This window comes from Bordetella genomosp. 5 (assembly GCF_002261315.1).
Classification (GTDB): Bacteria; Pseudomonadota; Gammaproteobacteria; order Burkholderiales; family Burkholderiaceae_B; genus Bordetella.
Window position 1 is genome coordinate 132,739 of record NZ_NEVP01000010.1, and the last position, 23,252, is coordinate 155,990.

A 23,252-nucleotide genomic window follows, 5' to 3' on the forward strand; every position below is an offset into this window, starting at 1 on the left:
CCTGACACAGCCGTGTCGGATAGCGGCGACGGCGGGCGTTTCGGGCCCGATAAATTAGGGCCGGAGAGGCCTGTCAGCGAACCGCTCCGGCGTGCCGGTACTGGAGTGCTTCGGCCAGGTGAGGCACCCCTACCCGCTGCGCGCCCTCCAGATCGGCCAGGGTGCGGGCCACCCGCAACAGCCGATGCGCGGCACGCGCCGACGCCCCCGCCCGCTCGAGGGCGCGCGCCAGCCAGACCTGCGAGCCGCCATCGAGCCCGCACACCCCCGCCAGCGCATCCACCGGGAGCTGCCCGTTGGCGCAGCCCTGCCGCAAGCGCTGCCGGCGGCGGCAGCGCCGCACCCGTGCCCGCACCGCCTGCGAGGTTTCGCCGGGTCCGTCCTCGAGCCGCGCCGGCGCGACCGGCGGCAGATGCACATGTAGATCGATGCGATCGAGCAGTGGCCCCGACACGCGCCCCACATATCGCGCGACCTGATCCGGCGTACAGCGACACGGGCGGGTTGGATGGCCGCGCCAGCCGCACGGGCACGGATTCATCGCGGCCACCAGCAGGAATCGCGCGGGATAACGCACCCGATGCAAGGCGCGCGCCACCATGACCTCGCCATTTTCGAGCGGCTCGCGCAAGGTTTCGAGCGCCTGACGGCCGAACTCCGGCAGTTCGTCGAGAAACAGAACACCGTGATGGGCCAGGGTCACCTCGCCCGGACGCGGCCGCCCGCCCCCGCCTGCCAGCGCCGCGGCGCTCGCGGAGTGGTGCGGCGCGCGCCAGGGCAGCCGACCGAAATGCACGGCCTGGCCCGCCAGATCGGCAATCGCGGCCACCTGCAGGGCCGCCGTGCGGCGCAGCGGCGGCAACAAGCCGGGCAGGCGCTGGGCCAACATGCTCTTGCCCGCCCCCGGCGGCCCCGTCAGCAGCAGGCTGTGGCCGCCCGCGGCCGCCACCTCGAGCACGCGCCGCCCCTGCGCCTGGCCGCGCACGTCCGACAGGCAGGGCCAGGGCGGACCCGCGGGCGGTGGCGCGGCGGCCGGCGGGGTCAATGCGCCCTGCCCGGCCAGCCAGGCCGCCACCTCGCCAAGCGTGTGCGCGGCCAGCACCCGCAAGCCGGGCACCCACGCCGCGATCGGCGCGCACGAGGCCGGCAGCACCAATATGGCGTCGGGTTGCTGGCGGGCCACGCCCAGCGCCAGCGCCAGCGGCTGTGCCACGGCCACCACCGCGCCGGTGAGCGATAGCTCGCCGGCCAACACCATATCGGTCAAGACCTGGGCCTGCGCCTCGGCCAGCACCAGCTGGCCCGAGGCCTGCAGCACCCCGAGCGCGATCGCCAGATCGAACCGGGCCGACGCCTTGCGCAGATCGCCGGGCGACAGGTTCACCGTGACCCGGCCGTGAGGAAAATCGAATCCGCTATTGAGAATGGCGGCGCGCACGCGCTCGCGGCTCTCGCGCACCTCGGTGTCGGCCAATCCGACGACCGTGAACGCCGGCAGGCCGCCCGCCACATGGACCTCGACCCGGACGACAGGGGTATCGAGTCCGGCCAGCGCGCGGCTGGCAAATACGGCCAGGGTCATGGCCACTCCAGCAGTCAGGGGGAGTGGCAGTATGCAACGCCGGCACGGGCTTCGTGGCCGCGCCGGGACGCTTTGGTCGCACCCCTGCACGGCGCAGGCGGCGCGGTTCGCAAAGCCGCGGGGCGGCCTCGCGCTGAGTCGGGTTCACCGCGTCGGACCCGATTGCAACAGGGCCCGGCGCGGTGCGAGGCTCAGGCCTCGCTGGCGGGCGAGCCGGTGCGGCTGCGCTCGAACGCGTCGAGGCGCGCTTCCAGCGCCTGAACCTGCGCGGCCAGCTGATCCACGCGGGTGCGGGCGCGCGCCAGCAGGTCGGTCTGCACGTCGAACTCTTCACGCGTGATCAGATCGAGCTTGGCAAAACCCTGCGTCATCATGGAGCGCATGTTGCGCTCCAGATCCGCTGCGGGGCTGCGTGCGATGAGGTCGGAGATGTTCTTCTGGAACTCTTCCATCCATTGTTGGGTGCGGTTCATGATTGCGCTCGCCTTCGTATGAATGACAACACTGCCAGTGTAGAGCCTGACGGGCTTCCCTGCAGACACATCGCGGCACCGGGCCGCATCGGGCTCCGCTGGGATGGCGCGAATGGACGGCCCGGACAACGCGCCCCGCCGGTGGCAAAAAAAAAGCGGGCCGATGTCGGCGCCGCTTTTCAAAGCACAGGAGAAAAACAGAATCGCCGGGAGGCGACTCCAGGAAGCTGCCGTCAAGGCGCACCCCCAAAACCTGCCGGATATCGATTGCCGCGACATCCGACGGGCTGTTGCTCGCGCAATGCACTAACAACGCCTCGATTCTTCCCCAGCCGGGTCAGGTCAACAAGCGCATACGTGTAAACCCGCGTTTCAGCGGCGCGGTAATAACGTGGCCGGAACAGGCCATGGCGAGGACGCCGGCGTCATGTCGAGACCCGCGGACCGCCCCAGCAAATCAAGGGTCTACGCCCGAAAAATCCGCCGACGGGCGGCCCTGGCCACGCACGGCGCGACGCGAGCCCGCAGCGCCCCGGATACGCAATTTGCTACAAACTCGCGACGCTTCACACATTCCGTTGCAGCGCGTGAGCCGACGGCGCCTTAGCACCATTTTGATGCATGGACGCCCCGCTTTATGCCCCAGTTTGGCGCTGCGTGCGCGGAAACTGTGCCTGTCCTCTCGCACCCGTCCCTGACCAGCGGGTCAGCAAAAGTTGGCATGGATGTTGCTTGATAGCCCATGCCAACGTGCAACCATGAGAGGAAAAGCCATGAAACTCGTCATCGCCATCATCAAGCCATTCAAGCTCGACGAAGTGCGGGTGGCTCTGTCCGGGATCGGCGTCCAGGGGCTGACGGTCACCGAAGTCAAAGGCTTCGGCCGCCAGAAGGGTCACACCGAACTGTACCGGGGCGCCGAATACGCCGTCGATTTCCTGCCCAAGCTGCGGGTGGAAGCCGCCGTGCCCGACCACCTGGTCGACCAGGTCGTCGAAGCCATCGAACAAGCGGCCCGTACCGGCAAGATCGGTGACGGCAAGATCTTTACCGCCCCGCTGGAACAAGTCATCCGTATCCGGACCGGCGAGTCGGGCGAAGCAGCCCTGTAATAACGATAAGCAAGACTCTTTGGAGCCATGAAAAATGGATAAAGCGGATATCTCCTGGTTGCTGGTCTCGACCCTGCTCGTGCTCATGATGGCCGTGCCGGGCCTGGCCCTGTTCTACGGCGGCCTGGTGCGCAGCAAGAACGTGCTGTCGGTGCTGATGCAGGTGCTCTGCACCTTCGCGCTCGCCGTCGTGCTGTGGTTTGTCTACGGCTACTCGTTGGCCTTCACCGAAGGCAACGCCTTCTTCGGTGGATTCAGCCGTACCTTCTTCTCAGGCATCTTCAACCCGGCGGACGGCACCTTCGCGCTGTCCGGCACGTTGCCCGAGCTGCTGTTCGCTTCGTTCCAGGCCACGTTCGCCGGCATCACCTGCGCGCTGATCGTGGGCAGCTTCGCCGAGCGCGCGCGCTTCTCCGCCGTGCTGGTGTTCACGCTGATCTGGTTCACGTTTGCCTACATCCCCATCGCGCACATGGTGTGGTTCGCTTCCGAAACCGCGCCGGGCCTGCTCAATGCGCGTGGCGCACTGGACTTCGCCGGCGGCACGGTCGTCCACATCAACGCTGGCGTGGCCGGTCTGGTGGGCGCCTACGTGATCGGCAAGCGCGTGGGCTATGGCCGCGAAGCGATGCAGCCGCACAATCTGCCCATGACCTATATCGGCGCGATGCTGCTGTGGGTGGGCTGGTTCGGTTTCAACGCGGGCTCTTCCCTGGCCGCCAATGAAGGCGCCACGCTGGCCTTCTTCAACACCATGGTCGCTACCGCTGGCGCCGTGCTGGCCTGGATCTTCACCGAGTGGTCGATCAAGGGCAAGCCCTCGATGCTGGGTGCCGCCTCGGGTGCCATCGCCGGTCTGGTCGGCATCACCCCGGCCGCTGGCCTGGTGGGTCCGGTGGGCGCGCTGTTGATCGGTATCGCCGCCGGCGCAATCTGCGTGTGGGGTGTGAACGGTCTGAAGCGCCTGCTCAAGGCCGACGACGCGCTGGATGTGTTCGGTGTGCACGGCGTGGGCGGCATCATCGGTGCGCTCCTGACGGGTGTGTTCAACGCCAAGGCCCTCGGCGGCCCGGGCCTGGACAGCGCCGGCCTGATCCTCGGCCAAGTGTGGGTGCAACTCGAAGGCGTGCTGCTGACCATCGTGTGGTCGGGCATCGTCGCCTGGATCGCCTACAAAATCGCCGACATGCTCTGCGGCCTGCGTGTGCCGGAAGACCAGGAACGCGAAGGCCTGGACGTGACCAGCCACGGCGAATCCGCGTACCACAGCTGATCTCGGTTTCTCGCCCTGCCCCGCCCGAAGTCTCCCGGGTCGGGGGCAGGCAGAAAGCGCACGGCGCCCTTCGGGGCGCCGTGTTTTTTTGGCGAGCGCGACGAAGCTGCGCGGCTTACGCGCTGTCGCGGGCCTCGATGCGGAATCCGATCTCGACGACGTCGCTATGCGGCCCATCGCCGTTGGCGCGGGCCGCGATCATGTCCGCGGCCTGCGCCCCGATGGCCGCGCCGTCCACATGCACCGAGGTGATCGCGGGCTGCATCGACGCGGCGAATTCCATGTCGCCAAAGCCCACGACCGCCAGATCGCCCGGCACGGACAGGCCCTGCGCGATCGCTTCGGTGATCACGCCCGCCGCCATCAGATCGGAGCTGCAGAACACCGCGTCGATCGGATGCCCTTGCGCCTGCAACGCGCGCAGGCCTTCGCGCCCTTGCGCATGCGTGGTCGCCGGTCGCACATAGTGCACCGGTGGCTCGGCGAGACCGAGCTCGCCAGCCGTGCGCACGAAGCTCTGCGCGCGCAGACGGGCGCGCTCGTCGCCCCCGCTCAGCACCGCGTGGCGCGTCTTGCCGGCAGCATGCAGATAGCGGCTGACCGCCGCGCCGATGTCGGCGTGCGACAGGCTGAGCAGCATGTCGATCGGCGTGGGCGTGGTGTCCCAGGTCTCGACGATAGGAATGCCCGACGCCTGCAGCAGCGCCCGCCCCTGCGCGGAATGCATCACGCCGGTGAGCACGATGCCATCGGGCCGCCGGCCGATGATGGCGCGCAACAGCGCGTCTTCGCGCGGTGCGTCGTAGCCGCTCTGCCCCACCATCAACTGATAGCCCTTGGCCTCGAGCGAGTGCGTGAGCGCGCTCAGCATGCCGCCGAACAGCGGCCCCGCCAGCGAAGGAACCAGCACCATCACGAGATTGCTGCGCGACAGCCGCAGCCCGCCCGCCATCAGGTTGGGCACATAACCGAGCTGTGCAATCGCGGCGTTGACCTTTTCGAGCGTCGCGGGCGAGACGTGTTGCGGCGTATTGATCACGCGCGACACGGTGATCATCGACACGCCCGCCGCCCGCGCCACTTCGCGAACGGTGACGCCGGCTTTATCGGCGCGGCGGGCGCGAGGTTTCGGGGCGGACGTGGGCATGCGGATCGGATCGTGTGAAGGAATAAGGGCCACAGCCTACCTGCTGCAGCCCGCCATGGCGCGGCGGCAGGCCTAGGGTTTATACGGGGTAGCGATGCGCTCCCGCCTGAACCTATCCTAACAAAATCCTGTTGTTAACGTTACCAACGCAAATGGTAACGTTAACTCACCCGACAGGGCCTATACCAATTCAACCAGGAGACAAAGAATGAACCTCACTGCACGCCGGTGGATGGCCGGACTGGGCCTGCTCGTGGTCGCCAGCTCGGCCCAGGCCGCCTGGCCCGACAAGCCCGTGACGATGATCGTGCCCTTCCCGCCGGGCGGCGCCACCGACTCGGTCGCCCGCTCCGTGGCCAACAAGCTCGGCGAATCCCTCAAGCAGTCGTTCGTGGTCGAGAACAAGGCCGGCGCCACCGGCACGATCGGGGCGGCCCAGGCTGCGCGCGCCGCTCCCGACGGCTACACGCTGATGGTGACGTCGCTTGCGCCGCTGGTCGTCGCCCCGCATCTGATGAAAGGCATTCCGTACGATCCCGCCAAAGACTTCACCTATCTGACGGTGGCCGTGCAGACCCCGAACGTGCTCGTCGTGAATCCCAAGCTCGCGCCGCAGATCAATTCGGTGCAGGACGTCCTGGCGCTGCTGAAGTCCAAGCCGGGCGAAATCAGCTTCGCCACCTCGGGCGCCGGCTCGTCGGATCACCTGACCGCCGAGCTCTTCTGGCAGAAGACCGGCACCAAGGGTCTGCATATTCCGTACAAGGGCGGCGCCCCCGCGATCTCGGATCTGCTGGGCAATCAGGTCGACATGTCGTTCCAGAACGTGAACGCGGTGCTGCCGCACATCAAGGCCGGCAAGCTCAAGGCCATCGCCGTCACGGGCAACAAGCGTTCGCCGGTGCTGCCCGACGTGCCCACCTTCGCCGAAGCGTCCGTGCCCGGACTCGAGGTGTACGCGTGGCAGGCCGTGGTCGCCCCCAAGGGCATTCCGGACGACGTGCGCAACAAGCTTTCGCAGGCGCTCACCGCGGCCATCAAGGATCCGGCGGTGAGCAAGCCCTTCACCGACGTGGGCCTCGAAGTCGTGGCCAACTCGCCCGAAGCCTTCACCGAGTTTCAGAAGAAAGAAAGCGCGCGCTGGAAGCAGGTGATCGAAGCCGGCGGCATCACGGTGCAGTAATTTCACATCGACGCATTGCCCGGCGCGCGCGGCGCGCCGGGCCCAACTTGTAGAAGCAGCTCATCATGTCCCACACCTCGCAAAGCCCCTCTTCCACGCCCACGGTCACGCAGATGCGCGTGATCCCCGTTGCCGGCCAGGACGCCATGCTGCTCAACCTGAGCGGCGCGCACGCCCCTTATTTCACGCGCAACCTGATCGTGCTGACCGACAGCGCCGGCAATACCGGCGTGGGCGAAGTGCCGGGCGGCGAGAAGATCCGCGTCACCCTCGAAGACGCGCGCGAGTTCATCGTGGGCAGCCCGATCGGCCAATACAACCAGACGCTCAACCGGATGCGCCACGCCTTCGCCAGCCGCGACAGCGCCGGCCGAGGCCAGCAGACCTTCGACCTGCGCGTGGCGATCCACGCCGCCACCGCCGCCGAATCGGCGCTGCTCGACCTGCTGGGCAAGCATTTGGGCGTGCCCGTGGCCGCGCTGCTCGGCGAAGGGGTGCAACGCACCTCGGTACAGATGCTGGGCTATCTGTTTTATGTGGGCGATCGCAACGCGACGCCCCTGCCCTACGCCAGCGCCCCCGACGAAGCCGACGACTGGCTGCGCCTGCGCCACGAGAAAGCGCTCACGCCGGAAGCCATCGTGAAGCTGGCCGAGGCGGCCTACCAGCGTTATGGCTTCGAAGATTTCAAGCTCAAGGGCGGCGTGCTCAGCGGCGATGCCGAGGTGGAAGCGATCCGCGCGCTGCACGAACGCTTTCCGAAGGCCCGCATCACGCTCGACCCCAACGGCGGTTGGCTGCTCGACGAGGCGGTACGGCTCTGCCGCGACCTGCACGGCGTGCTGGCCTATGCCGAAGATCCCTGCGGCTCCGAAGGCGTGTTTTCGGGACGCGAGGTGATGGCCGAGTTCCGCCGCGCCACCGGCCTGCCCACCGCCACCAATATGGTTGCCACCGATTGGCGCGAAATGGCGCACACGCTCTCGTTGCAGTCCGTGGATATCCCGCTGGCCGACCCGCACTTCTGGACCATGCAAGGCTCGGTGCGCGTGGCCCAGACCTGCCAGGCGTTCGGCCTGACGTGGGGCTCGCACTCGAACAACCATTTCGACATCTCGCTCGCCATGTTCACGCATGTGGGTGCCGCGGCACCCGGCCGCGTCACCGCGATCGACACGCACTGGATCTGGCAGGACGGCCAATACCTCACGCGCAACCCGCTGCAGATCCGCAACGGCTACATCGAACTGCCTCAAACCGGCGGGCTGGGCATCGAACTCGACATGGATGCGGTCGAGCGCGCGCACCAGCTCTATCTGCAACATGGTCTGGGTGCGCGGGATGACGCCATGGCGATGCAGTATCTGATCCCGGGCTGGACCTTCGACCGCAAGCGTCCGTGCATGGTGCGCTGAGCCCCGGGCTCCGGGCCTAGGCTCCAAGCCAGGTTGCGGCGCGCGCGGACGCGCCGCCGCCCCGTTTGCGCCCGCGCCGCGCGGCCGGGTCGAGCCCCCATGACACCTGCCGCGTGCCAGCCGCCTTGCCGCGGCCAGCGCCCCTCTTCCCCGCATCCGCAGCACCTCCTCCCCGGCGCGTAGCCCCCGGGCACACCGCTTGCCTTCGCGGCGGACCGTCGCCCTTCCTCGTCCGAACGCCTGTCAGTCAGCTTTCATGCCGTAAGCAATTCGCGCATGCGAACGACCCACGCTCGAGCGTTCATTCTCTGGACTAGGGGAAATCCCGGAAAAATTTATCGCAATTACGGGTTTTCAGGAAATTCCGATACCGGTACCATTCCGTCTGCTTTCGATTTGCTTTCAATACGCTTTCTTCATGAAAGCGATTTGAGAGGTCAGAATGCGTTCCCGCCGGGGCTACCCCGGTTTTTTTATTTGGGCGCGCCAGAACTTGGAGACACGACGTTGTTAAGAAACAGACAAGACTTTTGGTCTGGGGTGATGTTCATCGGCCTGGGGGCTGGCTTTGCAGTACAGGCCACGCAATACAGCATGGGCACCGCTGCCCGCATGGGCCCCGGCTACTTCCCATTCTGGCTCGGCATCGTTCTCGCGCTCATGGGCGCCATCGTGATGCTGGGCGCCCTCAACAAGCGCGCCACCGAGACCCACGTGTCGCGCTTCGATTTCCGCATCGTCGCGTTGGTGGTCGGATCGGTGGTGCTGTACGGCTTCGCCCTGCGTCCGCTCGGCCTCTACCTCTCGCTTTTCCTGCTGGTCATCGTCAGCAGCTTCGCAAGCCATGAGTTCAACTGGAAGGTCGCCGTCGCGAACGGCCTCTTCCTGGTGCTGTTCTCCTATGTGGCATTCATCCGCGGCCTGGGCCTGATCTTCCCGCTCTGGCCCGCGGCGCTGGGCAACTGAGGAGCACACACATGGAACTGATCGACAACCTGATGCTCGGCTTCTCGGTGGCCTTCACCCCCGAGAACATGCTCTACGCCTTCATCGGCTGCCTGCTCGGCACGCTCGTCGGCGTGCTGCCCGGCCTGGGCCCCGTGCCCACCATCGCCATGCTGCTGCCCATCACGTATGTGCTGCCGCCCACGGCGGGCCTCATCATGCTGGCCGGCATCTACTACGGCACGCAGTACGGCGGCTCGACCACGGCCATCCTCGTGAACCTGCCTGGCGAGACGTCCGCGGTGGTGACCGTGCTCGACGGCCACCAGATGGCACGCAACGGCCGCGCCGGCGCGGCCCTGTCGCTGGCGGCCATCGGCTCGTTCTTCGCGGGCAGCGTGGCCACCCTGCTGCTCGCCGCCTTCGCGCCGCCGCTGGCCAATGTGGCCTTCGCGTTCGGCCCCGCCGAGTACTTCTCGCTGATGGCCCTGGGCCTGATCGGCGCCGTCGTGCTGGCCTCGGGCTCGCTGCCCAAGGCCATCTGCATGATCCTGCTGGGCCTGTTGCTCGGCATGGTCGGCACCGACGTGAACTCGGGCGTGGCGCGCTACGACTTCAGCATCCCCGAGCTGCAGGATGGCATCGACTTCGCCATTGTCGCCATGGGCGTGTTCGGCCTCTCCGAAATCATGGCCAACCTCGAGCTGAAAGAACAACGCGTCGAGATCCAGGACAAGGTGGGCTCGCTCTACCCGAGCCGCCAGGAATTCCGCGAAGCGGCCCCCGCCGTGCTGCGTGGTACCGCGCTGGGCTCGATCCTCGGCATCCTGCCGGGCGGCGGTTCGGTGCTGTCGGCGTTCGCGTCGTACACGCTCGAGAAGAAGATCTCGAAGAACCCCGAACGCTTCGGCAAGGGCCACCCGGCGGGTCTCGCCGGCCCCGAGTCGGCCAACAACGCGGGCGCGCAGACCTCGTTCATCCCGCTGCTCACGCTCGGCATCCCGGGCAACGCCGTGATGGCGCTGATGGTCGGCGCCATGACGATCCACAACATTCAGCCGGGTCCGCAGGTCATGACCAGCCACCCCGAGCTCTTCTGGGGCCTCATCGCCTCGATGTGGATCGGCAACCTGATGCTCGTGGTGCTCAACCTGCCGCTGATCGGCATCTGGGTCAAGCTGCTGCGCGTGCCTTACCGCATGCTGTTCCCGGCGATCCTGGTGTTCTGCACCATCGGGGTGTATTCGCTGAACTACAACGTCTTCGACGTCTTCATGTTCGCGATCTTCGGCATCATCGGCTACATCTGGAGCAAGCTGCGTTGCGAAGGCGCGCCGCTGCTGCTGGGCCTGGTGCTCGGCCCCATGATGGAAGAAAACTTCCGCCGGGCCCTGCTGCTGTCGCGCGGCGACTTCACGACCTTCGTCACGCGCCCGCTCTCGGCCTCGCTGCTCGCCGCCGCCGCCGTGCTGCTGGTACTCGTGGCCCTGCCCGCGCTGCGCAAGAAACGCGAAGAGGCGTTCGTCGACGTCGACTGACCCACATCGAATAGATTGGCTCTTTGCCCGGGTTTTCTGCCGATTCCCCGGGCATTTTTTTATCTGCCGATTCCGTGGGCTTTTTGACCTGCCATTCTGAACTCCCCCCCGAAGGTCGGATCAATGTCCAAATTTCGGGGGTTAGTTCATTCCCCGGGCTTTCTTCATCCGCGGGCTTTAGCTTCTGACCATCCAACTTCCGGGGGTCAGTTCAATTTCCCCGGGGTTTCTTTATCTGGACGTAGTGCAGCGCCCACCCGCGGCGCCGGGGTCACTCAGGCGACCCGACCCCCAGCACCTGACGCACCGCCAGCGCAATGCGTTCGACCAAGCCGCTGGGGCCCGCGATGCTCAGCCCCATATAGGTCTCTGACTCCACCGTGACCAACTCCCCCGCGACCCGCAGACGCATCGTCTCGACTTCCTGGGACCCACCCACGCCCCACGTCCGATCCAACAACTCCATATCCATCTCGAGCAACACGCGCCACAGCGCGCTGCGCAAGGCATCGTCGTACTCATCCCCCAAAACGAGGGTGTCTATCGGCTGATCGGGCTCGGTGCTCATGATGGATTCGCGGCTGGGGGTTCAGATGGGCAATAGTGGGCAAGTGCTTGGGCCGTGCCGGGCATATGACACGGAGACGTCTTACCGGACGGGAAAGCTGATGAAGTTACCACCGGAACTTCAAATTCGCTGTGAGACAGGAATGGATAGAGCAGATCGAAGCGAGAGGGGAGTCTGGCACCTTATTTACTTAGCATGGCGAAAAGGCAAGCTGACACCTTATTCTCCGGGAGTGGGACTAAAAACGGTGGGCTGACACCTTGCTTCTCCGGGCACCGGGCTATCCGACGGAGCTCACCCGAGCTCTATATCTTTATGTATAAATTTTAACGGAAATGCAGTAATCGGGACCCAATTCTTCCCTCAGACATTCTGCCAAGCGCTCACCTTCTGATCGGAAATTTTGGGCCATTTCCTCAGTTTCGAATCGCGAATCAGGTGGATATTCCTCATCCAGCGTTTCATCGTAGAGGGCAGCCCATTTCAACAAACGTTCCTGAAGGCCTTTGGAGATAGGAAGTGCAGAGGGCGGTATATCGCCGTAATCCTCGTGCGACATGTTCCATATCGGGTAGCATTTATAATCGGCCATTAACTTTATATATTTCACCTCACCCTCCTTCTTGGATTGGCACCCACCGCATTAAGGTGTCAGACTGCCTTTTAAAGGCCTTCCCCTCTTGCCAACGAGCACCTTCCGACCCAATGCGCCTTCGAGTTGCCGGGAGTACTGTTCGCTGGCTAGCGGCTGCCCTGATCTCGTTGCCGTACGAATGCGGTCCGTGGCTTCAGCGTCACACGACGAAGCGATGTACTCTCGATAGACCCGTCTGCGCTCGGCCTCGTCGCGACCGAGGGCAAGATAAACCGGGTGAAAGTTCAAAAACCCCATGCTGGCTGTTCCCATTCGCGCGCGATGGCTCGACCAGCGATAGTCCTCTGCCGCCGTGACCATGCCCGCCCTCACCGGATTGAGCTCGATGTAGCGTATGCACGCCAACAGGTACAGCTCAGTTTGGACGGCGCTTGATTTATAACGGCTCTCCCAAAGCGTGCCTGTTGCTCCAATCCGAACATTCCACCGCCGCGTCGCGCGCCGCGAAACCTCTTTCATGAGCTTTGCTAATGCGGCGGGCTCCGAGGGCGTCAGCAAAAGGTGCACGTGGTTCGTCATGAGGCAGTACGCGTGCACCTGCACGTCGAGCTCTTGCCTCTTCTCGTCCAGATCATCCAAATACGCTCGGTAATCGTCATCGCCAGCAAAGATCGTCTGGCGACGATGCCCCCGCTGGACTATGTGATGCGGAACGTGAGCCACCACGGTTCGTGCGAGACGGGGGGACATGGCACTTCCTTTCGAGCCGGACGGCTAAGGAAGTTACCACCGGGACTCCGTATTAGCTGTCCGACAGTGATCGATCAAGCACATCGAAGCGAAAAGGCAGTCTGACACCATATGCCCGCATATCTATCTCCTAAAGCTTGGGGTGGACCGCCCTCTTTGGACTGAGATAGCCTTCAATGAAAGGTATCAGAATGCGATTATTAAGCGGGAGGGAGATGAGCCCCCGGATCATTTGTGGGGCCAACGCGTTTAGGATGCTTACATTATGGCGAAAAGGCAGTCTGACACCTTAGTCTCTGACACCTTAGTCTCTGGTACTTATTCCTCCGGGTTAGCTCAATCTGACAACTTACTCCCTGAGGCGAGGGTGACGCCTTAACGCGGAGCCAGTTTTTGCTAGCGCACCTACAAGTCATACTCTCGGCGAGAGTAGACAAAACCTCCCAAGGACTCAAGCATTCCAATAGGACCCAACTCAAATTTGCATTCCAAATCTATCTGCGTAATTTTGTCCTGTCCCATTGAGGCAGAAATGTTTGTAGCGACAACTTCCAAGCTCTCCCAATCAAAGTCGGTTGGCTGCCTGTCGAGGTAGTAGCGAATAAGCAATCTACCATCATCATCGAGGGATATAGCGATTGATCTTATGGCCGAATATATCTCACCAATTAAAGCGCGCCAAAGGCACAGAATTAACCATTCTGGATTTTTCATGGCTTTACTCCACTCCTAGCGGGATTTGCGGGAACAATATGTGCTCCATTTTTCCCTGAATGTAGCGTGCCATATCGCGTCGCTGAGCCGGATGAGGCATCAACACCAATATCTCGACCGAAATCAACGATTGGCTGACCGCGGGAACTGTAACCTACGACCGGAAATTCTCCCGCAAGAGCACCATTTAACAATTTTTGAGGATCAACACCATCAAATAAATAACTACGTCCGGGAATAACAATGAAAAGTGTCAGACTGCGATTTTCAAGCGGGGAGAGAGGAGCCCCCGGATAATTTTTTTTGGGGCCAACGCGTTTAGGATGCTTACATTATGGCGAAAAGGCAGTCTGACACCTTAGTCTCAGGAAACAAATATCTCGCATCCCAGTCTTAACTTAATTAGCTCGCGCATGATATTTGGAGTGATTTCAGGACCACCCCCGCCCCTGTGGTTTACCCATTTGCACACCGCCTTCACTTCGACGTCACCCTGACGCAGGCTCAGTTCATTGAAATAAAGCGCCTCATACTGCGGAAGAAGCCAATTGAAGTGCTCTGACATGTCCTCCGAAATGATGACGCCCAATGAGGTCAACAGTTCGGCCCCCTCCTCGTCAACGGGGATAGATCCCGCATGGGCCACTTCGACAGAAGACCTTCTCTTCACCCTAATGCAAACATGTATATCCCGCATGCCCCACCCGAAAAGTTTGATTAAATGGTGACAGACCACGCTTTCGGCAATCCCCGATTCGGAGACGCGGCGCCGCCTTGAGTAGATCAAGCGGGCGGAAAGGAGCCGCTGGATCACTTGTGGCGTCGACGCGTTCAAGATGCTTACCTTGCGACGAAAAGGGAGTCTGGCACCTTATTCGCAAGATTAAATTTACAAATTGCTTGCATAGTCTTGCTCACTCGCACTCAAAGTGAACGCCAGTCTGAATACCTCATTCAAGCCAAATGGTAATTTGATGCCTCAATCTTGCTCGTCTCCGTCGTCAAAATAAACACCGACGGAATAATTTATATTTAGATCTGCCAGAATCTGCATGTGGTTTACATCTAGGGTCCCCGCCCACGAAGGGGCCGAGGAAAAAACCACCAGTCGAACCCTCGCAATTACTTTTCCCAAGGTTTGGATGGTACGGGCGGCTTCCTGGATCGTCGACAGCCTAGCCATAATCCAGCCAAAATGATCCGCCATGTTTGGCGAATCAATCTCTTTTTCTGAACTGATACCCCATATAGACTGGGATGCCACACGCTCCTTCCCTGATGGGGTAGTAAATTTCTCCCCTCTCACGCGAAACATAGTGGGCTCCATACTCAGCAATGCTGTAACGTCTTGCGGGCGGACATCCCCAGTATAAATTGTAAAATCAGCGTAACATTCAACCGGTGGAAGTTTTTTCTTCATGTCGGTAGTAGATTTTCCAGTGCGAGCTAGGTTTTCATTCAGTCTACGTAACAATTATTTCGCAACCCAATCTTAATTTAGTTAGCTCGCGCATAATGTTCGGAGAGATTTCCGGACTGCCACTTGCAGACCGCCCTCGCCTTAACGTTACCCTGCCGCACGCATACCTCATTAAAAGAGAGTGTTTTATACTGCGGGAGAAGCCATTGAAGTGGTCTGACACGTCTCCGAATTGACGCCCCCCAGTGACATCAAGAATTCAGCACTCTCCCCGTCAACGAGGAAAGATCCTGTATTGCGTACTTCGACGGAAGACTTTCGCTTCGCTCTAATTCAGACATGCATATTCGCATTACTCGCTCCCAGAAAACTTCATTTGCTAATTGTTAGTGAATCCCCTCGCCTATATTTCCTAGCCATTCTCCGGTTTGCGACTGATAATCGCCGTTACTGAGCAAACGTCCGTGATGATCGTTGCCAAGGAGCAATTCTCTTTTTAGCGCCTCCAAAGCCCTCCCCCACTCTCTCGCGTGAAGATTCTTCCCAAATTCCTTGTTCAATATTTTCGCAGCCGTTGAGTTGATAGTTCTCCCGCCCGTCTGAATTACTTTAGCCGGACTGCCGTCGGCATTTCTAACGTTATAGATTAGATCAGGACCTACAACGTCCGGAATCGGATTTATCAGCGTCCCGTCGCCGTATTGCTCGCCACTATCTACCGGATTTTCAAGCCTCTCCCCAGTGGCCACCGGCTGCGCAGGTGAACCCGGTGTCGTGGTATCCACCGTCCCCGACGTATCCGGATTAACCAGCACCGAATCGGTCTTCGGCGGCTCGGAGGGTTTGCCGGGGATTGCGCCGGCGCCGGCCGGCTTGTCGATTACCATGGCCGACGAACTGGCCAGGAGCGCGACGAGTTCTGCTGTCGCGGCCGCTTCGGCGCCGCTTTCGGACATGCCCTGCAGCACCTTGGCTGCCACCAGCGCTTTGAACGCGGGTGAGTTCAGCGCCTCGGCAAATTCCTTCAGACCGACTTTGGCCAGGCCACTCAAACATGCGGGGAATCTGGCGCACACGGCAATTCCGCGCGCGCCCATCTTCAGCGCCAGACTATTGTTTTCCAGTTCGAGCTGGGCACTGCCCACCAAAGCTGACAGGTCGGATCCCAGGCTTCCCGCCACACCGGCAAGCAGGCTGGTGATCAGATTGATCCGCTGTTCCCGCTCTTCCGCGGTATTGGCTTTGTCGAGTTTGTCCAACAAGGCCGCAACGACGGTGGCCGATGCCGCGCCCAGCGCCGACGCACCGCAAGAGCCGGTCACGGAACCGCCACCGCATGCCACCAAGGCGTGCAGTGCGGCTCTGGCGGCTATCCCGGCTGCGTCGTCTCCCAGGCTGGCGGTGAACGCCTTCACCTGCTGAGCCCCAAGCCCCTGCAGATACGCTGCCGCGCTTGACCGGACCATGTCGACCGCACTGGCCGAGATGTTCCCCGAGATTCCCCCCATGATCGCGGTCGCGATCAGACGGTATTGGCCGCCCGGTGCCCAGTTGCTCGCCGTTTCGAGTTCTTTCGCGAGCCGGGCGATCTTGCCGGCGTCCTTGCCCTTCTGCAGTTCCTCCGCCAGCTCGTTGCCGATCCGTGTCTGTTCTGCCTCGGCTTCTTTTGCGCGATTGGCGAGGAACGTGCCGGCCTGCCTCTGCAGCTCCAGCGCGATCTCCAAGCCCGCCTCGATCTTTTCCTTGTCGAAGATCGGCTTGAGCGTGTTCAGCGTGTCGCTGGTGTCGCGATTCACCTTCGCGATGGTCTCCGGCACGGTCATGCCGGTCAGGTCGCGTTGTGCGACGGCATCGCGGATGAGGATGGTGCCGCCGCTGATGGCGCTTTCCGTGGTCGACGTGGCGTTCTTGTACGCCCCGGCCACGGCCGGGGGGCCGAGGCCTGGCTTGCTCATCGACGGGCTCAGCGTCAAAGACGCCTGCGCTGCCTTGTATTCGGCCTTGTTCTTGATGTCCTTCGTGATGAGCGTGCCGGTGGCGAGCTGGTTCAGGTTGTCGTTGACCGCCTTCTCGCTGCTGCCGATCACCGCGCCGATGAGCGAGGTGTTGCCCTTGACGTCGATCTGGAAGCCGCGGTCGCCGGCCCACAGGCCTGCCTGGCTGGTCACCGAGTCGAGGTTGCTCTTCATGTAGCCCGCGCCGACGCTCAGCGAGCCGGAGCTCGTGCCGTAGCAAAGAGGCGGAATGCAGAGCGAGACCGACACGCTTGCGTTGGATTGCGAAGACTTGAACCGGCTGCTGTCCTGCAGGCTCTCGATCAGCAGATTGCCGCCGACCGATGCGATGATCTGGTCGGCGCGGCCCGCGGCACCGCTGAGCGTGGTGTTACCGCCGGACTGGATGGCCAGGGTGTTGCCTGCAACGAGGCTGCTGTTGGTCCAGCCGTTGTCCTTGCCGTCCTCCTTGGCGCGGGACCGGTTCATGCCCGCCTCGAAGGCGATGCCGTTCTGTTGGCCCGTGCCAATGCTGATCCCGAGACTGGCGCCCGAGCTCTTGGTGCGGGTCTTCTCCTCGTAGAGATTCTTCGCGGCCTCCAACAGGACGTCGCCATCGGCCTTGAGCACCGCGTTGCGCCCGGCGGCCAGGGTCGAACCCGTCACCGTGATGTCGGAATCGCTGCCCGCGCCGCGAGCGATGATGGTCAGGTCATTGCCTGCCGTCACCTTGGAGCCGGCCGACGTGGAGGAGGAGCGCTCCGTGGTGGAGGTGCTCTTGCTGTTGCCATAGCTGATCTTGATGCTGCCGCCACCGGCCTTGTCGAGCGCGCTCACGCCGGCGTCTGGATTTGGCGAGCCCGTCGGGGCGTTCGCCCCCGAGCCTGCCGAGGCGGGACTGCTCGCAAGAGAGGCCTGCCGGGCCGCAGCTTCCGCGCTCTTGATCTCGTCATAAGCGTTGCTCGCCGCGAGGACCGTGGTGCCGCCCGCCAGCGTCGCCATCACGGCGTTGCCCGACTTCTTTGCCTTCTCGGCCATGCGTACGCCCGTCTTGGCCGCATCGATGATCGGACTGCTGGCCGTCACCGTGAGCCCCGACTGCTTGGCCTCGAATACCTCGCGTTGACGCATGGTGTTCGACACCGCACCGATCGTCACATCGCTCGCGACGAGCGATATGTCGCCTCGGCGCGCGATGATGTCGCTGCCCATGACCCGCAGCGAGCCGCCCGCATTGATCAACACGTCGCCTTCGACGCTGCCCAGCAGGCTGCCGGTGTTCATGCCCCGCTGCGTGTCCACGGTGCGCGTGGTCTGGCTGCTGCCGTAGCTCAGGCCGCCCATGGCGCCGAAGCCGGACTTCTTTGTCTTCTCGTAGTACAGGTCGGTCGAGCTGTTCTGCGCCGTGACGATGTTCACGTTGCGGTCGGCGGAGACGATCATGTCGTTCTGCGCGCCCGCGTTCGAACCGGTCACGTTCACGTCGCGTCCGGCCATCATCACGAGCATGTCGCCCGTGAAGGTGGTGGACAGCGACTCGGTCCAATCCGACTGCTCGCGCGTATGGCGGCTGCGGCTGGACATGAACCCTCTCTTCTTGAGATAGGTCTCGACGTAGCTGTGGCTGGACTTCTGGCCAGCCTGCAGGTTGATGTCGCGCCCCGCGCCGACCGACAGGCGGCCGTCGGCCGACACCTCCGCCGCGCGGGCGTTCACGTCGCGCCCGGCGATCATCGTGAAGTCGCCACCCGCCGAAAACTGCGAGCCGATCTCCGACGTCACGTTCAGGTTGCTGCTGTTCCTCGGCTTGCGGTAGTAGCTCTCGGAGTATGTCGTCTGGGTGGTCGTCAGGTTGATGTCGTTGCCTGCCTGCAGGCGCGCATCGCCCTCGGCACGGATCACGGCGGTCCGGGCGTTGATGTCGCGCCCGGCCTGCACCTCGAGGTTCTTCGCGTCGATGCGGGCAACGCCGTCGACCGCGGTGCCGCGCATGCCGCGCAGGACGTCACCGGCCTGGAACGAGCGGGTGGTGGCGAGCAGGTTCACGTCGCGCCCCGCGGAGAGCGAGACGTCGTCGCCCTTGATGAGCCCCGCCACGTTGGTGATGTCGGTGCGCGCGGCGAGGTCGACCGTCTTGCCCTGCACCGTGCCGATCGTGTTGTTGATGTTCTCGGCGGAGACCACGAGTGCTTGCCGGGCGCCCAGGGTGCCGCTGTTGTTCACGTTGCCGCTGACCTCGATCACCGTGTCGCGGCCCGCCATCAAGGTGCCATCGCCCTTCAGGTCGCCGGGCTTGAGCACCAGATACACCTGCGGCGCCAGCACCTTCTGCCGGCTGCCGTCGGGCAGCGTGACGGTCTGCTCCACCATCCATACGATGTCCGAGGTCAGATGTTTCATCTGCTCTTCGGACAACGCGACGCCGATCGTCAGGCCGAACTTTTTGGCGAACTCGGCGCCCGCCTGCATCAGGGCTTTGTATTGGGATTCGTTGTCGGTGTAGTCGCCCACGAAGCGTTGGCCCGTGCCCAGACGGATCTGCTCGGCGACCAGGCTCTGTTCGTAGAAGCCGTCGCCCAGGCGCTTGAGCACGTGGCCGGGGTCCTGGTTCAGTTGCTGGAACAGGAAGTCGCTCGACAGCACGCTGCGCTGGCCAATGAAGCGCGTGTCGGTCTCCACCAGATAAGGCGCGTTGGGCGCGCCGATCACGCGGTAGAGCGAGGTCGTGGGGATCACCGGCGGCAAGGTAACGACCGAGATGCTGCGGCCGCCGGGCATCGAGACGCGCACGACTTGCGCGGGAGGCACCTGCGCCGTCGCGCCCGGGCTCGCGTTGGTGGGCACCGCGCCCGTGTTCTGTCGGGTAACGCCGAGCCCGACGTCGATGCGCTCGGACGAGATCACGGCGTCATACGGTGACTTGCTGTGCTTGCGGCCGTCGGAGTCGTAGGTCCATACCGCCTCGCCGACGAGTCGCGTGACGCGTTCGCCCGCTGCACCGATGTTGTCGAGCTGGCCGCCGGTGACGGCGAGCGTGCCCCCCGCCACGATCTGGCTCATGTCGTTGACCACGTGCCCAGCCAGGCGGGCGTCGCCACCGACCAGGATCTTGCCGGGGTCGCTCGAGGTGATGCGGGTCTCGCGCGTGATCTCGACGACTTCGTAGTAGAAGAAGTCTTTGACCATGCGGTTGTTGAGGAAATCTTTGTTGAACGCGCGGATCTCCGCGTTCAGCGCTTCGTAGAGCGTGAGATCACGGTCGTAAGCGGCCTGCTGGGCCTGCAGTGCCGCGCAGTCTGGGGCGCACTGGTCCAGGCCGACCGGCTCGCGGACGCCCGACGGGCGCTCGATGCCAAAAACCTCCCAGATCTTGGCGTCGGGCTTGTACATGAACGTGGCCGGCCACGTGATCGTGAGGTCCGCGTCGCCGCCCGACGATCCCCTTCCCGCCGGCGTATAAGCCAGTCCGATCGGTGCCGACTCGCCACGACGTCCCAGGTCGTCGCCCTGAATGTTGCTGTAGTCGAACGGCGGGCCATACCGAGACTGCGGGTAGCGCTCCGATGGCAACAGCAGGCGCCGCTCGTGGTATTCGCCCAGGAAGCTCGGCGTCTGTCCGCAGATCGACTTCACGATGTTGCAGAACCACATCCCTGTGCCGTCGTGGATCTCGTCGGAACCTTGGAAGCGGTAGTACCACTTTGATTGCCGGCCCGTCTCGACCGTCTCGCTAGCGAAGTGCAAGTTGCGGTTTCGCAGTAGCGCGGCGGTGATGTGGGCGTTGCCCGCCACTTCGATCGTGGCCGAATCGTTCGATACGAGCGTGGCCTCGCCCGCGGCTCTGTGGCTGGCGTCGAGCGCGCCGCCGATGCCCATGTCGCCGCCGGCATAGATGAGCGCGTGCTCGCGATTGATGAGCGTGTTCACGCCCAGATCCAGATCGCCGCGCGACGCGATGACGGCATTGGGCTCGTTCTTGAGCGTGGGCGTCTGAATGGCCACCCGGTCGCCATAGATGCGGCCGGTGTTCGTCACTTCGTTTGCGCTGATGCGGGTGAAGCCGCCGTCGATGAGGCCTGCATTCGCGAGCGTGCCGGCCACGTTCAAGACGTTGCTGCCGCGCGCCACGATCTCGCCCGTGGCGTGGTTGCTCAGCGACGTCGCGTCGAGGGTGAGGTCGCCGCCCGCGTGGATGCGGCCGGTGTTGTCCAGCGCACCGGTCTTGAGCGTGAGCGAGCCGCCCGCGGCCACCGTGCCGGCGACATTGTTCAGGGCCGAAACGTTCAGGCCGGCGGTGCCGTCCGAGCCGATGAGCCCGCTGGTGTTATCGAACGCGCCCGTACTGACGGTGAGCGTTTCGCTCGCGCCGATCCGGCCGCGCTGGTTGTCGACGCTCGTGGCATCGATCTGAACGTGTCTGGCGATGATGCCCAGCGACGCGCCGCTGGCCGGGGCGGTATCGCGGTTGAGCACACTGCCGGCCGTGATGCCCAGCGTGCCGTCGGCCTGCAGCAGTCCGCCGGAGTTGTCCAGCACGCCTAGGTTGGCCAACGTGATGCCTTGGGCGGCAATCAGGCCGCCCGTGTTGGTCAGGCGCTGTGCGCCGAGCATGGCCTCACCGCGAGCCGCCATCGTGCCGCGGCTGTTGTCGAGCAAGTCCTGCGCACGCACGGCCAGCGTGCCGCTCGCGACGATGCGCCCGCCGGTGTTGTCGAACGTGGCGGCGCTCACGTCGATGTTCTTGCCGTAGATTTCGCCGGCGGCGTTGTTGAGCGCCCCGGCCGGGTTTGCGTCGAGCGCACCCTGCGCCTGCAAGACGCCGCCGCGGTTATCGATCGACTGGGTCAGCCCGAGGGCGAGGGTGTCGCCCGCGATCACGCCCCTGTCGCGGTTGTCCAGCGTGCTGCCCGACAGCGTGAGGGCGCCATCGGCGGCCAGCTTGCCGGCACGGTTGTCGATGGTTTCGGCCTGCACCCGAAGCGCGCTGCGCGCGGCAACGGTGCCCGAGCGATTGTCGAGCGCCCCCGTCCGCAGGCTCAGCGCGGTATCGGAGGTGAGCGCGCCGCCCTGGTTAACGATGGTCGCGGCATGGACCTCGACGCCGCGGCCATGCGCCGTGCCGCCCCGGTTCGAGAGGGCTCCGGCGGTCTGTAGCGACAGGAGGTCGCCCGCCACGACCTTGCCGCCATCGAGCGTGATCGCGTCGGCAGTGATCCGCGCATTGCCACCGGCCACCAGCGTACCGGTGTTGTGCACCAGGGCCGACGTGACGCGCAGCTCCGCGTTGCCTAGAGAGCCGTCGTTGCGCTGGCCTGCCGTGATGGTGCCTGTATTGCTGAACGCGCTTGCGTTCACGGTGGTATCACCCACCGACGACATCGCGCCCGTATTGCTCAGGCCACGGTTGGCAGAGAACGTCAGGGCACTGCCCGCACTCACGCCACCGGTGTTGGTCAGCGTGCCGCTGGATACGAGGGAGAGGTCACGCGCGGCGACGATGGTGCCGTCGTTGGCGATCGTCGTCGCCCGCAACTGGAGGCCCTGCGCAGACTGCAGGCGCCCCTCGGAACGCACGCGCAGCTCGCCGTTCACGTCGAGCTCCAGCGCGCCGGTCATGGCCGTGAGGTTGCCGCCCACGTTCACGCCCACCCCGGCCTCGGTGCCCACCAGGCGAATACTGTTGGCGTACATGCCGCCCAACGCCGCGGTGTCGAGCGCGAACGCCGGTGCACTGCCCTCGCCCGCGATCACGCTGTACGCGCCGGTACCGTAGTCGACGCGGATCGTACCGGTTACCACGTCGAGATGGCCAGCCCAGAGGCCTGCGTTGAGTTCCAGCGAGCGCGACAGCAGGTCCACGCGCGAGAGGTTGCTCGCGTTCAGGCCCAGCCCTTCGATCCCGATGTGGCCACGCGTGACATCGAACTGCAACGCCCCATCGGGCCCGAGGATGGGCTTGCCGGTGGTGAGCGTGGCGCGGTTGGCATTCAGGAAACCGCAGCCGTTGCAGGTCAGGCCGGCCGGATTTGCCACGATCACGTTGGCGCGATGGCCGGCCACTTCGATCAAACCCTGCAAACGCGAAGGATTGTTGGCCGTGACCTGGTTCAGGATGGTGGTGGCGCGCTGGTTGCCCAGCATCGGATTGCCCGTTACCGGGCCCGCGAGCTGCGTCTGGCTCGACCCGCCGCTGTTGTTGAGCACCACGCCACCCGGCCCCACGTTGAACTGCAGGTAGCGGTTGTTCGACACGCCCCCCGCCGAGGGCGGTGCGATGTTCACGACCGGCACGCCCTGGCTCTTGCTCACGAACGGCCGCTGCCCCGGCGCGCCGGGGTCGACCTGGATCGGCAGGGTCTGCGCCAACGCAGGCGTCCAGACTTGCGTGAATAAAAGCAGCCAGGCAATCAAGGCGCGACACTTGGTCATGATGAGTACGTCAGGTGATGAAGATTGCTCTTCGATTACGGGGTCTTGCGGAAGCTGCTGGTGCTGTCTTCGATACCGCCGGGTGGTGCAGGACCTGCCTTCGATACGGGTAAA

General features: G+C 63.8%; 17 protein-coding genes. 6 read left to right on the top strand and 11 right to left on the bottom strand.

Annotated elements, in window-relative coordinates; all coding sequences use genetic code 11:
* Positions 1 to 73: 73 nt before the first annotated feature.
* Positions 74 to 1,582 (bottom strand): YifB family Mg chelatase-like AAA ATPase, encoded by a 1,509-nt coding sequence (locus CAL25_RS16110; RefSeq protein ID WP_094801826.1) that lies wholly within the window; start codon positions 1,580 to 1,582, stop codon positions 74 to 76.
* Positions 1,583 to 1,773: 191 nt separating this feature from the next.
* On the bottom strand, positions 1,774 to 2,055 hold the full coding sequence (locus CAL25_RS16115) for an accessory factor UbiK family protein (RefSeq protein ID WP_094801828.1): 282 nt from the start codon (positions 2,053 to 2,055) through the stop codon (positions 1,774 to 1,776).
* 773 nt (positions 2,056 to 2,828) lie between these two features.
* Here CAL25_RS16115 and CAL25_RS16120 point away from each other — a divergent pair.
* Both CAL25_RS16120 and amt read left to right on the top strand, forming a co-directional pair.
* Complete coding sequence (locus CAL25_RS16120) at positions 2,829 to 3,167, top strand: P-II family nitrogen regulator (protein ID WP_094801830.1); 339 nt, start codon at positions 2,829 to 2,831, stop codon at positions 3,165 to 3,167.
* Positions 3,168 to 3,201: 34 nt separating this feature from the next.
* Entirely contained in the window at positions 3,202 to 4,440 is a 1,239-nt protein-coding gene (gene amt / locus CAL25_RS16125; RefSeq protein WP_094801832.1) for an ammonium transporter, read from the top strand.
* Positions 4,441 to 4,555: 115 nt separating this feature from the next.
* Here amt and CAL25_RS16130 read toward each other — a convergent pair whose 3' ends face one another.
* Positions 4,556 to 5,587, bottom strand: coding sequence for a LacI family DNA-binding transcriptional regulator (locus CAL25_RS16130; RefSeq protein WP_094801834.1), 1,032 nt, complete (start codon positions 5,585 to 5,587; stop codon positions 4,556 to 4,558).
* Between the two features lie 208 nt (positions 5,588 to 5,795).
* On the opposite strand from CAL25_RS16130, the gene CAL25_RS16135 reads away from it, so the two are divergent.
* The 4 genes from CAL25_RS16135 (at position 5,796) to CAL25_RS16150 (ending at position 10,668) form a co-directional block, all read left to right on the top strand.
* Positions 5,796 to 6,770 (top strand): Bug family tripartite tricarboxylate transporter substrate binding protein, encoded by a 975-nt coding sequence (locus tag CAL25_RS16135; protein ID WP_094801836.1) that lies wholly within the window; start codon positions 5,796 to 5,798, stop codon positions 6,768 to 6,770.
* A 65-nt stretch (positions 6,771 to 6,835) separates the two neighbouring features.
* Positions 6,836 to 8,185 (top strand): glucarate dehydratase, encoded by a 1,350-nt coding sequence (gene gudD, locus CAL25_RS16140; protein WP_094801838.1) that lies wholly within the window; start codon positions 6,836 to 6,838, stop codon positions 8,183 to 8,185.
* Between the two features lie 543 nt (positions 8,186 to 8,728).
* Positions 8,729 to 9,151, top strand: coding sequence for a tripartite tricarboxylate transporter TctB family protein (locus CAL25_RS16145; protein ID WP_094801840.1), 423 nt, complete (start codon positions 8,729 to 8,731; stop codon positions 9,149 to 9,151).
* 11 nt (positions 9,152 to 9,162) lie between these two features.
* Positions 9,163 to 10,668, top strand: coding sequence for a tripartite tricarboxylate transporter permease (locus tag CAL25_RS16150; protein WP_094801842.1), 1,506 nt, complete (start codon positions 9,163 to 9,165; stop codon positions 10,666 to 10,668).
* Between the two features lie 271 nt (positions 10,669 to 10,939).
* Here the strand turns inward: CAL25_RS16150 and CAL25_RS16155 are convergent, their stop codons facing one another.
* The 8 genes from CAL25_RS16155 to CAL25_RS16190 all read right to left on the bottom strand — a co-directional run bounded on the left by CAL25_RS16155 (position 10,940) and on the right by CAL25_RS16190 (position 23,120).
* Entirely contained in the window at positions 10,940 to 11,236 is a 297-nt protein-coding gene (locus tag CAL25_RS16155) for a hypothetical protein (RefSeq protein WP_094801844.1), read from the bottom strand.
* Positions 11,237 to 11,549: 313 nt separating this feature from the next.
* Positions 11,550 to 11,795, bottom strand: coding sequence for a hypothetical protein (locus tag CAL25_RS16160; RefSeq protein ID WP_212590916.1), 246 nt, complete (start codon positions 11,793 to 11,795; stop codon positions 11,550 to 11,552).
* A gap of 84 nt (positions 11,796 to 11,879) precedes the next feature.
* Positions 11,880 to 12,581 carry a transposase gene (locus CAL25_RS16165; protein ID WP_094801848.1) on the bottom strand — a complete coding sequence of 234 codons (702 nt, stop codon included), beginning with the start codon at positions 12,579 to 12,581 and terminating at the stop codon, positions 11,880 to 11,882.
* Between the two features lie 405 nt (positions 12,582 to 12,986).
* Positions 12,987 to 13,295, bottom strand: coding sequence for a colicin (locus tag CAL25_RS16170; protein ID WP_094801850.1), 309 nt, complete (start codon positions 13,293 to 13,295; stop codon positions 12,987 to 12,989).
* Complete coding sequence (locus tag CAL25_RS24595; protein WP_094801852.1) at positions 13,292 to 13,552, bottom strand: polymorphic toxin type 50 domain-containing protein; 261 nt, start codon at positions 13,550 to 13,552, stop codon at positions 13,292 to 13,294. Before CAL25_RS24595 ends, CAL25_RS16170 begins: the two co-directional genes overlap by 4 nt.
* A 107-nt stretch (positions 13,553 to 13,659) precedes the next feature.
* Positions 13,660 to 14,130: a hypothetical protein gene (locus tag CAL25_RS16180; protein ID WP_141217941.1), complete on the bottom strand. Its 471-nt coding sequence runs from the start codon at positions 14,128 to 14,130 to the stop codon at positions 13,660 to 13,662.
* Between the two features lie 144 nt (positions 14,131 to 14,274).
* Entirely contained in the window at positions 14,275 to 14,715 is a 441-nt protein-coding gene (locus tag CAL25_RS16185; protein WP_094801856.1) for a DUF4279 domain-containing protein, read from the bottom strand.
* Between the two features lie 386 nt (positions 14,716 to 15,101).
* Positions 15,102 to 23,120 (bottom strand): hemagglutinin repeat-containing protein, encoded by an 8,019-nt coding sequence (locus CAL25_RS16190; protein WP_170948512.1) that lies wholly within the window; start codon positions 23,118 to 23,120, stop codon positions 15,102 to 15,104.
* Between the last annotated feature and the right edge of the window lie 132 nt (positions 23,121 to 23,252).